The organism is Pseudomonas sp., assembly GCF_030147005.1.
Taxonomy (GTDB): domain Bacteria; phylum Pseudomonadota; class Gammaproteobacteria; order Pseudomonadales; family Pseudomonadaceae; genus Aquipseudomonas.
On the sequence record NZ_JASLAW010000229.1, the window covers coordinates 1 to 13,256 of the forward strand.

Genomic DNA, 13,256 nt, shown 5'->3' on the forward strand with positions numbered 1-13,256 from the left:
CGGCGGTGTTGCTCAGCTGAACTTGCCGGTGATGTAGTCTTCGGTCATCTGTTCGCGTGGTTTGCTGAAGATCTGCGTGGTCGGGCCCATTTCGACCAGATACCCGGTGCGCGTGCCCTGGGAAATATCCACCGAGAAAAACGCCGTGGTATCGGCCACACGGATCGCCTGCTGCATGTTGTGCGTCACCAGCGCGATGGTGTAATCCTTCTTCAACTCGACCATCAGTTCCTCGACGCGGCGGGTGGCAATCGGGTCGAGCGCCGAACACGGTTCATCCAGCAGCAACACTTCCGGCTCGGTGGCGATCGCGCGAGCGATACACAACCGTTGCTGCTGGCCGCCGGAGAGCGACAAACCGCTGACCTTCAGCTTGTCCTTGACCTCGTCCCACAGGGCGGCGCCTTGCAGCGCGTGTTTCACACGGTCACCCAGGTCGCCCTTGTAGCGATTGAGGCGCAGGCCAAAGGCGACGTTGTCGAAGATGCTCATTGAGAACGGGTTCGGCTGTTGGAACACCATGCCGATGTAACGACGTACGACCACGGGGTCGACACCCTTGCCGTACACATCCTGTCCGAGAAAATGCACATGCCCTTCGAAACGAAAGCCTTTGACCAAGTCGTTCATGCGGTTGAGGCTGCGCAGCACGGTGCTTTTGCCGCAGCCGGAAGGCCCGATGAAACCGGTGATCTTGTTTTTTTCGATCGGCACGTGGCTGTCACGCACGGCCATGAAGTTGCCGTAGAAAATCTTGTCCAGCTTGCAGTCCATGACCACAGGCGACTCGGCAACAAACGGAGCGGCTATTTGCGCAGTTGATACGTTCAAAATTCAGGTGCTCCCGCTCTTAGTACTTGGGTTTGCCGAAAATACGGCTCACGACATTCACAACCAGCACAATCATCACCAGCACCAGCGAGGCCGCCCACGCGAGTTCAAGCTGATTGTCGAAGGGCATGCCGGAGAAGTTGTAGATCAGCACGGCCAACGAGGCTGTCGGGTTCATGACCGCCAGGTTGCCGTCGTGGTAGATCCAGTAGTTGCTGAACAGCGCGGTGAACAGCAAGGGCGCGGTTTCGCCCGCCGCACGTGCCACGGCCAACATGACGCCGGTCAGGATCGCCGGCATGCCGGTGGGCAAGATGATTTTCCAGATCACCTGCGAACGGGTGCAGCCCATGCCGTACGCGGCGTCCTTCATGATCTTGGGCACCATGCGCATCGACTCTTCGGCCGTCAGCACCACGATCGGCAGCATCAGCACGGCCAGCGCCACGCCACCTGCCGGTGCCGAGTATGTTCCGGTGGTCATCACCACCAGGGCGTAAGCGAACACGCCGGCCAGAATGGACGGCAAGCCGGTGAGCATTTTGGCGGCAAAGCGCGCAGCGTTCGCCAGCTTGCTGTCTGGCCCCAGTTCCGCCAGGAACACCGCAGCCAGAATGCCGACCGGCACGGCGATGGCCGCCGCGATACCGACCATGACAAAGGTGCCTGCCATGGCGTTGCCGAAGCCGCCGCCGGTCTCGAAACCGGCAGGCGGCAGCTCGGTGAACAGCTCCAGGCTGAGGCGGGCACCGCCTCGGGTAATCAGCATATAGAGCACGGAGATCAGCGGTACGCTGGCCAGCAGCGCCCCGAACCAGACCAGCGTGGTCAATATCAGGCTGCGCAGGGCGCGGCCTTCGAAGCGGCGCTGCAGGCTGGGCAGCGCGGCGGAAGGGAGGGTGAGGTTGGTCATTGTTTGGTCCCCCGCTGGGCGTAGAGCATGATCATCGAACCCGCGACGTTGACCAGCAGCGTGATGAACATCAGCACCAGCGCCGCGTACATCAGCACCTCGATCTCGTTTGGCCCGGCTTCCGGAAAGTTCAGCGCCAGCAAGGCCGCCAGGGTATTGGCCGGTGCAAACAGGGAAAGGGAGATGTTGTTGGCGTTACCCACCAGCATTGCCAGGGCCATGGTTTCACCCAGGGCGCGGCCGAGGCCCAGCACCAGGGAGCCGAAGATACCGGTGGCGGCCGAAGGCACCATTACCTTGAGAATCGCTTCCCAGTGCGTCGTGCCCATGCCGTAGGCGGCCTGCTTGGTTTTCATCGGCACCGCGGTGAGCGCGTCCTGGGACACCGCCGCAATGGTCGGCAGGATCATGATGGCCAATACCAGCGCGGCCGGCAGCAGGCCCGGCCCGCTCAGGGAAGTGCCAAAAAAGGGGACCCAGCCGAGTTCGGTGTTCAGCCACTCCGCAAGCGGCCGGATGGCGGGGATGACCACGTAGATCCCCCACAGGCCATACACCACGCTGGGGATCGCCGCGAGCAATTCGACAATGGTGCGAAACACCGCAGCCAGCTTGGCGGGAAGGAAATCCTGGGTGAGGAAAATCGCCATGCTGACGCCAAAAAAGCCGGCGATCAGCAACGCGATAAAGGCACTGTACAGCGTGCCCCAAATCGCCGGCAAAATGCCGTACTTGCCTTGGTTGACATCCCAGACGCTGCCCAACAGCACATCAAAACCGTGTTTTTCCATGCCTGGGAGCGCTTTGCGCCCTACTTCGAACACCAGCGCGAAAACCAGCGCCAGCACCAGCACCACGCCGATGCGTGCAAGCGCACGGAAGGTGCGATCAACCATGAAGTCCTTGGTGGACGGTGGCTGGCACGCAGAGTCCGGGTTACCCGGTACGACAAAAGGTGTGTTCATGGGTTAATTCCGAAACAGGGAGGAAGCGCTCCCGGCGTGGCTGACCGCCCACGCCGGAAGCGACCTGGCAAGCCTTACTGAATGTTGGCGGAAGCTTTGCGAACCTGCTCGACTACCGATGGCGGCAGCGGGATGTAGCCCATCGAGTCAGCGATTTTCTGACCTTCGGTCAGGCTGTACTCGACCATTTCACGCATGGCCTTGGCCTTGGCCGGGTTGCCGTTGTCCTTGCGGAAAATCATCCAGGTGTAGGACGTGATCGGGTAAGACTTGGCGCCATCCGGGTCCGGCAGCCAAGCCACCAGGCTTTCCGGCATTTTCACCGCGGCCAGTGCTTCTGCACCGCTTTCGGCATTGGGCACCACGTACTGGCCGGCCTTGTTCTGCAGCTGGGCGAAGTCAACCTTGGCCAGTTTGGCGAAACCGTACTCGATGTAGCCAATCGCGCCTGGGGTCTGGCGTACGGTGGCGGTCACACCATCGTTTTTGGGCGATTTGATGAACTTGTCGGTGGCTGGCCAGTTGACGGTGTTGCCTTCACCCAACGCCTCTTTGAAGCCAGGGTTGATTGTCGCCAAGTGCTTGGTGAATACCGCGGTGGTGCCGCTGGAGTCCGCACGAACCACGACGGTAATAGGCGTAGCCGGCAGCTTCAGGTCCGGGTTGGCTGCAACGATCTTAGGATCGTTCCACTGAGTGATCTTGCCCAGGAAGATGTCGGAGTACACGTCGCGTGGCAGCTTCAGGCCCTTCGGGTTGCCCGGCAGGTTATAGGCCAACACGATTTCGCCGGCGGTCATCGGCAGCAGTTGCACACCCTCGGCAACCTTGGCGATGTCTTCGTCTTTCATTGCGGAGTCACTGGCGGCAAAGTCGACGGTTTTGTTCAGGAAGTCCTGCACACCCGCCCCGCTCCCCTTGGACTGGTAGTCAACCGTGACGCCCTCGCTTTTCTTGCTGAAATCCTTGAACCAAGTGAGGTAGATCGGGGCCGGGAAACTGGCACCCGAACCGGTCAGGCGGATGCTCTCGGCGGCAAACACCGAAGTGGCGCTCAGAGAAACCGCGACGGCGAGTGCGGCAGACTTCATCAAGCTTTTCATTCAGGGAACTCCGTGTTGTATTTTCGGGCTCCCGGGACTGTGCAGCAGCTTTGTTACGTTTTTATGAAAAATGAATGGCAGGCGTGTTTTTGTCCGGTTTTGCCGCCTCAAACCGGGTTTTTGACACGATTGCTTCGTAACAAATTGCAACCAATACGCTTGCATTTCCCAAACGTGAGTTATTCAACGACCTGGCGTGCCGTTCAATACGCTCAAAAAGCGCCCTTACATTGGCGCTGTAACTAGCGAATCACGTCAAGACAGCCTGGAACTCACGTTCACTTATGCAAAATCGCCCGATGAATATCCCCCAGCGCCATGATGCGCTGGGCGGCGTTGAGCTTGATCGCTTCCTTGGGCATGCCGAACACCACGCAACTGGCCTCGTCCTGGGCCACCGTGGCGGCGCCGGCGTCAAGCATCTCCTTGAGCCCGCGCGCGCCGTCGTCGCCCATGCCGGTCATGATGATGCCCGTGGCGTTCTTGCCGGCGAACTTGGCCACCGAACGAAACAGCACATCCACTGAAGGCCGGTGCCGGTTGACCAGCGGCCCATCGATGACCTGAGCGTGGTAATAGGCGCCGCTGCGGGTGACCATCAGGTGCTTGCCGCCAGGGGCGATCAGGGCCAGGCCGGGCAGGATGCGGTCATTGTTGCGCGCTTCGCGCACCTCGATCTCGCAGACGCTGTTGAGACGCTCGGCAAACGAGGCGGTGAATTTTTCCGGCATGTGCTGCACGATCACCATGCCCGGGCACACCCGCGGCAGTGCCGTCAGCACAGCCTCCAGCGCTTGGGTGCCGCCGGTGGAGGTGCCGATGGCGACGATACGCTCGGTGGTTTGCGCCATGGCATGACCAGTGGCGGCGGGCAAAATCGCATCCGCACTGAGCTTGCCGGCCGGGGGCGGGGCCGGGCTCACGCTGCGCTTTCCCAGGTTCCTGACGTTGGAGTTCGCCGCGGCACGGATCGCCGCCACCAACTCGGCGGCCGATTCGATCAGGAAATTCTTCAGGCCGGTCGTGGGCTTGGTAATGATTTCCACCGCCCCCGCTGCCAGCGCCTGCAGGGAGGTTTCCGCGCCTTTTTGGGTCAGCGACGAGCAGATCACCACCGGCGTCGGCCGCTCGCTCATGATTTTCTTGAGAAAGGTGATGCCGTCCATGCGCGGCATTTCTACGTCCAGCACGATCACGTCCGGCCATTCCCGGGCGAGTTTGTCCATGGCGAAAATCGGGTCGGAGGCGGCGCCCATAACGTGGATATCCGGCGTGTCCGCGAGAATCGCCAGCAGTACCTGGCGCACTACGGCCGAATCATCGACCAGCAGCACACTGATTTTTTTGGTAGGCATCTTGTTGAAGTGTTCCCATTGGTTGGTGCCGGACCCAGACGTTGCCGTTCCACAGGTCGAACATGATCGTACGGTAACCGGTACTGCCCATGTCCTGGGCTGTCAGGTGCAGGTGATAGCGCTCGGCGAGGGCCAGCGCTGCGCGAATATTCAGGCTGGCCACGTCGTGGGTCGGCAAGCGGCGCTGATGATCGGGAAACATCTCGCCGCCGCCGAACAACTTGACCTGGTAATCCTGAGCTCGCGTGCCATTGGCCTGGGCGTGGCGCAGCAGCAGTTCCATGGCTTCGTCGCCATATCGGCCGTCCAGCGGTTGATGATTGCGCAGGCGCCCCGGCAGCATGAAATGACACATGCCGCCGATCCGCCGTTGCGGGTGCCAAAAGGTGATTGCCACGCAGGAACCCAGCAAGGTGCGCAGGCGCGTCGGGCGCGTCGCAAAGCTGACCTGGCCAGGCGCCAACACCACTTCGCTCGCATCGACAGGTTTTTTCATGGCTTGCGGTAAATCGACGGCGCCACCAGCTTCAAGGTGTCGTTTACACCGTTGAGGCTTTCCGAGTGGCTGATGATGAAATGGCCGCCGGGTTTAAGCAGCGGCAACAAACGCGCGACCACCTGGCTTTTGGTCGCCTGGTCGAAATAGATCATCACGTTGCGCAGGAAGATCACCTCGAATTCGCCCAGGGCGGGCAGCGCTTCGTTAAGGTTGACCTGCACAAAATTGACGCGGTTGCGCAACGCCTTGTCGATCAGGAAAGTACCCTCCTGGCGGCCAATGCCCTTGAGGCAGTACTTGGCCAGCAGCGGCTGGGGCAATGTCCCGGCGCGCTCCATGGCGTAGTGGCCGATGCGCGCCTTGGCCAGCACTTGGGTGCTGATGTCCGAGCCGATCACTTCCCAGGGCGTGGTGCCCAGGCTCTCGGCCAGAGTCATCGCCAGGCTGTAGGGTTCTTCGCCCGAGGAACTGGCCGCGCTCCACACCCGAAATACCTTGCCCGGCGTGGCCTGGGGCAGCACCTGCTGGCGCAGGAAGTCGAAGTGCTTGGGCTCGCGGAAAAAATAGGTTTCGTTGGTGGTCAGCAAATCCAGAGCAACCTGCAGTTCGCCCTTGCGCTGGTCACTCATGATGAGTTTGAAGTACTCGCCATAGCTCTGCAGCTCGTAGTGCTTGAGGCGCTTGAACAGGCGCCCGGCCACCAGGGCTTTCTTGGCCGGCGACAGGTTGATGCCGGCGGCGCGGTACAGCCAGCTCTGGAACTGGCCGAATTCACGATCATCGATGGACGCGGTATCTGGCATGGTCGGGACTCAACGCGGATCGAGGTCGAGGGCCGGCGCTTGGCCACCCTCGGCGAGGCTGGACATCTCATCGATGGACAGCACCTTGTCCACTTCCAGCACGATCACGAACTTGCCGTCGACCTTGGCCATGCCGCCGATGAAATCGGCGCGAATCCGCGCGCCGAAGCTGGGCGGTGGTTCGATCTGCGCAGCCGGGATCTCCTGCACGGCAGAAACCGTATCGACCAGCAACCCGATATCCTGGGGACGGCCATCATCGGTACTCGCCTCGATGATGATCACGCAGGAGCGCCGGGTGATCGCCGAGTTGGCCCGCCCGAAGCGCGCCGACAAGTCCACCACCGGCACCACCGCGCCGCGCAGGTTGATCACCCCGCGTACGAAAGCCGGCATCATCGGCACCACGGTGAGGCTGCCGTATTCGATAATTTCCTTGATGCCCAGAATGCCGATGGCGAACATTTCGCCGCCGAGCATGAAGGTCAGGTATTGCGCATCCTCATCCACCGCAACCGCGGTATGCCGAGTCGTCATCACTGCGCCCATGTCACTCTCCTTGTAGGCCCGTATTGATCGTGGGATCAGAAGCGGGTGAAGTCCGATTCGTCAGGTGCGCTGGCCATGTTGTAGGCGAAAGCCTTGCGCGGTGCCTGTGGTTTCGGGCGTGGTGGCTGACGGTTGGGCTTGCTGCCGGAGTTGTCCACGCTGCTGCTTTGAACCGCGGCCCTGGGCGTTGAGTCCAGCACAAAGAAGCTCATGGCTTGCTGCAATTGCTCGGCCTGGCTGCTCATTTCTTCGGCCGTGGCCGCCAGTTCCTCGCTGCTCGAGGCATTTTGCTGGGTCACCTGGTTGAGCTGGGTCATGGCCGTGTTGATCTGCCCGACACCTGCGGCCTGCTCTTCGGAGGCGGCGCTGATTTCCTGCACAAGGTCGGACGTTTTGTTGATGGAGGGCACCATTTCGTCAAGCAGCTTGCCGGCCTTCTCGGCCATGTCCACGCTGCTGGACGATAGCTCGCCGATTTCCTGGGCCGCGACCTGGCTGCGCTCGGCCAGCTTGCGCACTTCGGCGGCCACCACGGCGAAGCCCTTGCCGTGCTCGCCGGCCCGTGCGGCCTCGATGGCGGCATTGAGGGCGAGCAGATTGGTCTGGTAGGCGATGTCATCGATGATGCTGATGCGCTGGGCGATTTTCTTCATCGCCACCACGGTCTGCTGTACCGATTCGCCGCCTTCGGTGGCTTCCTTGGCGGCCTTGCTGGCCATGCCATCGGTGACTTTGGCGTTTTCGGTGTTCTGGTTGATGCTGGCGCTCATCTGCTCTATCGAAGCGCTGGTTTCTTCGACGCTGGCGGCCTGTTCACTGGTGGCCTGGCTCATCGATTGCGCGGTGGCACTGACCTGTTCGGAGGCGCTGGCGAGGTTATCGGCAGCGTTACGCACTTCGCCGATGATATGCGCCAGCTTGCCGACCATGTTGCGCATGGCGTTGAGCACCATGCCGGTTTCGTCTTTGGCGCCCGGCTCAATGTGGGCGTTGAGGTTGCCTTCGGCCAATTGTTCGGCGGCGGTTGCGGCTTGCCTCAAGGGGCGGGAAATAATACGGGCAACAAATACCGCCAGGCCCAGGCCGATCAACAGGGCTGCGACCAGTACCGCGATAATCGACAGGCGTGCGTTTTCGTACAGCGCCGCGCCCTTGTCACCCGCCACCGTCGCGCCAGCATCATTGAGCTCGACCATTTTTTGCAGGCGGCTGGTCACTTCATCGAAATGCGCCTTGGACTCGCCCCTGAGCAAACCGCGCGCCTGGACTTCCTGGTTCTGCCGGGAAAACTCGAGTACTTGCTTGCTGCTCGTCAGGTAGGCGTCCCACGCGCTCTTCACGCTGGCCAGCAGTTGACGATCCTCATCGGTCGACAGCAATTGCTCGTAGGTGCCCATGCGGATTTCAAACTGTTGGCGGGCGTCGGCGGCTTCACGTTCGGCCTGGGCCTTTTCCTCGGCGATTTCGGTGCCGAGGTGGCGGTTTTCCTTCAAGCGATAGTTGGCGGCAAAAAACCGCATGCCTGCCGCTGCGCGCATGGAAGGCATCCAGTTGCCCTTGATGTCCTGGGCCGCCTGGTTGACCGCACCGAGCTGGAGAATGGCGAAGCCGCCCATGGCCGCAGTGAGCGCCAGTACCACCAGAAAAGAGCTGATCAGCTTGGTGGAAATTTTAAGATCGTAGAACCATTTCATTGCGAAACCTCCATGGAATTGCTTAAGCGTCAGCGAGCGACGACCGGCGGCGATTGAGGCGCCTGGGGCGTGCGGGCTTCCAGTTGTACGAGTTGGTTGAGCAGTGCCGGTACATCCAGAATCAGGGCCACCGCGCCGCTGCCCAATATGGTCGAGCCGCTGATGCCGCGCAGTGCGCCGAACAGCTTGCCCAGCGGTTTAATCACGGTCTGGAACTCACCGAGCAGGTCATCCACCACCAGCCCGGCCTTGTGTTCGGCGTAGCGCACCACCACCACGTTCTGGCGCCGTGCAGCCGGCCCTTCGTGGCTGAAGTGTTCGCGCAGGTCCACCAGCGGCAAGACCTCGCCGCGCAGGTCCAGATAGCCGTTGTCGCGGCTGGACTGGCGCCGGGTTTCGTCCAGTTCGATACATTCCTGGACCATGTCCAGGGGAATCACGTAGGTGGACTGGTCGATGCCGACCAGAAACCCATTGATGATCGCCAGGGTCAGCGGCAGGCGAATGCGCACCACCGTGCCCTCGCCGGGGCGGCTGTCCAGGTCGACCGTGCCGCGCAACAAGGTGATGTTGCGCTTGACCACGTCCATGCCGACGCCGCGCCCCGACAGGTTGGTCACCGCTTCGGCGGTCGAGAAACCCGCTTCGAAGATCAGGTTGTAGATCTCTTGGTCGGTGAGCACCGCGCCGCTGGCCACCAGCCCGCGTTCCTGGGCCTTTTGCAGGATGCGGTCGCGGTTGAGCCCGGCGCCGTCGTCGGCGATTTCAATGACGATGCTCCCCGAGTCATGGTAGGCATTGAGGCTCAGGTGGCCTTTGGTCGGCTTGCCGGCCGCACGCCGCGCTTCGGCGCTTTCGATACCGTGGTCCATGGCGTTGCGCAGCAGGTGCATCAGCGGGTCGCCGATTTTCTCGACGACGGTTTTGTCCAGTTCGGTTTCCGCGCCGCTGATGATCAGCTCGATGTCCTTGCCCAGTTCCTGGCTGATATCACGCACCACACGGCGAAAACGGTTGAACGTGTCACCGATGGGGATCATGCGCAGGTGCAGAGCGCCATCGAGGATCTCTTCCACCAGCCCCGATACCGTCGACGTCGCCTCCTGCAAGGGGTCGTTGTTACAGGAGCGGGCCAGCAGGGTTGAGCCGGCACTGGCGATCACCAGTTCGCCGACCAGATTGATCAGCTCGTCGAGCTTGTCGGCGTTGACCCGCACGTAATTGCCGTCGCGGGGTTTCGCTTCGCCGGCGGCCGCAGAACGCTGCGGTGCGGCCGTCACAAGGCTTTGCTCTGCCTGGGTGGCCCGGTCGCCGGCAACGACCGCCGTGCTGGCGGGCGCTTCGTCGACGACGCTGATGTGCACCTCACAGTCGTCACGCACGAAGTCGAACACTTCGTTGAGGGTGGCGTGGCCGGCCGTCGAGCGCAGGTCGATCTCGAACCCCAGGTAGCAGCTTTCCGGGTCCCAGCTGTCCATTGGCGGGATGCTGTCGGTCAGGGTGGTGACCTGCATCAGTTGCCCCAAGGTCTCGAGGTAACGCAAAAATGACAGTGGGTCCATGCCATTACGGAACACGTCCACGCCGAAGCGCAGGGAGATGTGCCAGAGCGCTTCGACCGCCGCGTCGTTGGCCACCTCAGCGGTGTCGACGCTGGCAGCGACGGTTCGCATCGGCTGATAGGCGCTCAGCGCCTCGCGCAATGCCTCACCGCGCTCCAGCGCGGCAGGCGTCGGCGCCTCACCGCGGTTGGCGACCACTTCGACCAGTTCGAGCATGTGGTCGCCGCACTTGAGCAACAGCGCGATCAATGCCGCGTCCACCGCCACTTCGCCGTCGCGCAGGCGGTCAAGCACGTCTTCGACGATATGCGTGAACCCCACGATCGACGCCAGCCCGAAAAGGCCCGCCGAACCCTTGATGGTGTGTGCGGCGCGGAAAATCGCGCCGATGGCATCCTGGTCGCCGGGCTCGCTTTCCAATTGCAGCAGGGATTGCTCCATGGCCTGCAACAGCTCGCGCGCCTCAACGATGAATGTCTGCTGTGCCTGATCGAGATTGATGCTCACCTGGACTGTCCTTGTCGATCAAAAAACATGGGAAGTACTGACTACAAGGCCGCGCTGCGGCACAGTTGCAATGCGTGCATGACCGCCTGGCTTTGGCCCGTCACGCTCAACGCAGTACCGGCGGCGCCCGCCTCGCGCTGGACAACCGCGAGCAACTGCAAACCGGCGCCGTCCATCTCCGTGACCTGTGACAGATCCAGCTCCAGGCGGGGCGTGGCGCCCATCTGCGGCAACAGCGCAGCCGCCAGCTCGGCGACGGTGTAAATCGTCAACTCGCCGTCGATGCGCACGCAGGCGGTGCCGTCGAGTGTTTCAGTGCTGATGGGCATGGCAGCCTCCCTGGTGCCGGAGGGTCAAGGCAGGATCAGCTTGGATACGGCGGCCAGCATTTGCGCCGGCTGGAACGGCTTGACCACCCACGCCTTGGCGCCGGCGGCCTGGCCCTCGGCCTTCTTCGATTCCTGGGACTCGGTGGTCAGCATGATGATCGGGGTGAACTTGTAATTGGCCAGCTTCTTGACCTCCTTGACGAAGGTGATGCCGTCCATGTTGGGCATGTTCACGTCGCTGATGATCAAGTGCACTTTCTGCCCGGTCAGCTTGTTCAGCGCATCCTTGCCGTCGCTGGCCTCGATAACGTCGTAGCCGGCGCTTTTCAAAGCAATGCCGACCACTTGCCGCACGCTGCTCGAGTCGTCGACCACTAATACATTCTTCGCCATGATGTGCTCCTAAAAGAAGGTGATGTCTTGAGAATTCTGCTGCGCGGCCGCCGCTCCGTGATGGAGGCGCCGTTGCTCGTCGGTGGCATAGGTGGCTTCCATGCGCGCGAGCCACTGCCGGGCGTCGACGCCCACCGCCTGGTCCGGCGCCTGGCTGGCTTGCAGGAGGTGGTCATGCAAGGCCTGCATGTTGTCTCGCACGTGACAGAGGATCTGGCTGACCCGATCCTGGAATTGCAGACTGACCAGCACTTCGGTCATCTCATCACGGATGCCGTAGCTTTCCTGCTTGAGCAGGTCGGCAGAGTCGGCCAGGCGCCCGGTGATGTTCTGGAAACGCTCGAGCACCCGTTGAATACTGTTTTCGGACTCGGCCACCGAGTGGCTGTCCTGGTCGGCACTGCTGGACGCGGCCTGCACCAATTGCGTGATGGCGTTATTGATGATGTCGACCTTGGCCGACATCTGCTGGCCGGTTTCACTGGATTTGTTCGACAGGCTGCGCACCGCATCGGCCACCACCGCGAAGCCACGACCGGCCTCGCCGGCACGCGCCGCTTCAATGGCTGCGTTGAGGGCCAGCAGGTTGGTCTGCGCGGCAATCGCCGCCACATCGGCGGCCATGGCGCGCAGTTCCTTGGTATAGGCGGTGAGGCTGCGGACCTGGACCAGGGTCTGGTCACGGCTGCTTTGAGTGGCCTTGAGCGAATTGATCACCTGGCTCAGCTCACTGTCGCTGCGCGCCAGCACCTCGAGCGCCCCGTCGGCGCCCCCGCCATCCAGTTCACCGGCAGCGTGCTGCGAGGCTTGTACCGTTTCCTGCAACCGCCCAGCGATGCCGGTAAAACGGTTGGCCAGGCTCACAATGGCCTCTTCGGTTTGATGGCGCGAGCTTTCCACCTGCTTGGCCCAGATCGGCATGGCGCCCAGTAACACCTCATCGAGCTGCGCCCGTGAGGCCAAACCGTTGCGCGCCGCGTCCGTGTCGGCCTGATCCGCCTGCGCCCGCGCGATTGCTCGTAGCGTGGCGTTGCGCTGCGCGCCGGCGCTCCAGGCGCAGGCGCCGAGGCCGATCAGCACCAGCACCGCGCAGGCCGCCAGGTTGGCCGCAGAGGTTGATTGCACGAGTATCCACACAACGGCGGGCACAACCGGGATCAGGGCGAACCAGCGAAAACGCGGATGGGCGGGAGGGGAAATGTGGCCGGATTGACGCTGGGTCATGAGTTCGATCCTTGAACATTGTTGCGGATATAAACGACATAGGGGTTATCTGCCCAGTGCCTCGCAACTTTAGAATCCTTATGTGCCTTCCGTCCGGTTTATGACCATTGGATGACCGGCCAGCGTGTCCCAGCGCCTGGGCGTGCCGACCCGGGGAACGACCCGCCGTGCCCGCAAGTCTACCGTTACCTGATTATTGGTGAGGTACAGCGCAATGGATAAGACAATCACCGTGGACCAACTGGCTACCACTGACCTTAGATCAATCAACGAGATCTGGCTCGGCGAGACTCATACCCAGCGATGCCTGTGGCGTGGCGAACAAGTCTTTACCCACGAAATGCTCAGCGAGGGCACCCATGACCAAAATGTGCGACGGCTGTGCCTGCAGTTGGTCGACCCTGACGATCAGGCCGCAGTCGCTCGCGTTGAATTGATCGCGCGCGAACGACTGGAAAAGATGGGTAAGAAGGGCGAGTTTTATCCGGCTGAGGACCTGGATACTTATCAATAGTCGTTTTATAGCGCT

At 61.8% G+C, this 13,256-nt stretch carries 14 protein-coding genes; 1 reads left to right on the forward strand and 13 read right to left on the reverse strand.

Annotation, left to right across the window (positions count from 1 at the left end; genetic code table 11):
• Positions 1-12: 12 nt before the first annotated feature.
• From pstB to Q1V60_RS21755, 13 genes are all read right to left on the reverse strand, one after another.
• A complete protein-coding gene (pstB, locus tag Q1V60_RS21695; RefSeq protein ID WP_300634705.1) occupies positions 13-774 on the reverse strand; it encodes a phosphate ABC transporter ATP-binding protein PstB in 762 nt (253 codons plus the stop codon).
• 76 nt (positions 775-850) lie between these two features.
• Entirely contained in the window at positions 851-1,744 is an 894-nt protein-coding gene (gene pstA, locus Q1V60_RS21700; protein ID WP_300634607.1) for a phosphate ABC transporter permease PstA, read from the reverse strand.
• Positions 1,741-2,709 (reverse strand): phosphate ABC transporter permease subunit PstC, encoded by a 969-nt coding sequence (gene pstC, locus Q1V60_RS21705; protein ID WP_300634610.1) that lies wholly within the window; start codon positions 2,707-2,709, stop codon positions 1,741-1,743. Before pstC ends, pstA begins: the two co-directional genes overlap by 4 nt.
• A 74-nt stretch (positions 2,710-2,783) precedes the next feature.
• Positions 2,784-3,812 carry a phosphate ABC transporter substrate-binding protein PstS gene (pstS, locus tag Q1V60_RS21710; protein WP_300634612.1) on the reverse strand — a complete coding sequence of 343 codons (1,029 nt, stop codon included), beginning with the start codon at positions 3,810-3,812 and terminating at the stop codon, positions 2,784-2,786.
• A 278-nt stretch (positions 3,813-4,090) separates the two neighbouring features.
• Positions 4,091-5,167 (reverse strand): chemotaxis response regulator protein-glutamate methylesterase, encoded by a 1,077-nt coding sequence (locus Q1V60_RS21715; protein WP_300634615.1) that lies wholly within the window; start codon positions 5,165-5,167, stop codon positions 4,091-4,093.
• The gene (cheD, locus tag Q1V60_RS21720) at positions 5,130-5,663 is read right to left on the reverse strand and encodes a chemoreceptor glutamine deamidase CheD (protein ID WP_300634618.1); all 534 of its coding nucleotides are present in this window, start codon (positions 5,661-5,663) and stop codon (positions 5,130-5,132) included. The genes Q1V60_RS21715 and cheD overlap by 38 nt, the downstream gene beginning before the upstream one ends.
• Positions 5,660-6,469, reverse strand: coding sequence for a CheR family methyltransferase (locus Q1V60_RS21725; RefSeq protein ID WP_300634621.1), 810 nt, complete (start codon positions 6,467-6,469; stop codon positions 5,660-5,662). Before Q1V60_RS21725 ends, cheD begins: the two co-directional genes overlap by 4 nt.
• Before the next feature lie 9 nt (positions 6,470-6,478).
• On the reverse strand, positions 6,479-7,018 hold the full coding sequence (locus Q1V60_RS21730) for a chemotaxis protein CheW (protein ID WP_300634624.1): 540 nt from the start codon (positions 7,016-7,018) through the stop codon (positions 6,479-6,481).
• Positions 7,019-7,053: 35 nt separating this feature from the next.
• The gene (locus Q1V60_RS21735) at positions 7,054-8,712 is read right to left on the reverse strand and encodes a methyl-accepting chemotaxis protein (RefSeq protein ID WP_300634627.1); all 1,659 of its coding nucleotides are present in this window, start codon (positions 8,710-8,712) and stop codon (positions 7,054-7,056) included.
• A 29-nt stretch (positions 8,713-8,741) separates the two neighbouring features.
• Positions 8,742-10,781, reverse strand: a complete 2,040-nt coding sequence (locus Q1V60_RS21740; RefSeq protein WP_300634630.1) for a chemotaxis protein CheA — start codon at positions 10,779-10,781, stop codon at positions 8,742-8,744.
• Between the two features lie 41 nt (positions 10,782-10,822).
• A complete protein-coding gene (locus Q1V60_RS21745; RefSeq protein ID WP_300634632.1) occupies positions 10,823-11,110 on the reverse strand; it encodes an STAS domain-containing protein in 288 nt (95 codons plus the stop codon).
• Positions 11,111-11,134: 24 nt separating this feature from the next.
• The gene (locus tag Q1V60_RS21750; RefSeq protein ID WP_058423391.1) at positions 11,135-11,503 is read right to left on the reverse strand and encodes a response regulator; all 369 of its coding nucleotides are present in this window, start codon (positions 11,501-11,503) and stop codon (positions 11,135-11,137) included.
• A gap of 9 nt (positions 11,504-11,512) precedes the next feature.
• Positions 11,513-12,727 (reverse strand): methyl-accepting chemotaxis protein, encoded by a 1,215-nt coding sequence (locus Q1V60_RS21755; RefSeq protein ID WP_300634638.1) that lies wholly within the window; start codon positions 12,725-12,727, stop codon positions 11,513-11,515.
• 214 nt (positions 12,728-12,941) lie between these two features.
• Here Q1V60_RS21755 and Q1V60_RS21760 point away from each other — a divergent pair, with 214 nt between their 5' ends.
• The gene (locus Q1V60_RS21760) at positions 12,942-13,241 is read left to right on the forward strand and encodes a hypothetical protein (protein WP_300634641.1); all 300 of its coding nucleotides are present in this window, start codon (positions 12,942-12,944) and stop codon (positions 13,239-13,241) included.
• Positions 13,242-13,256: the final 15 nt, after the last annotated feature.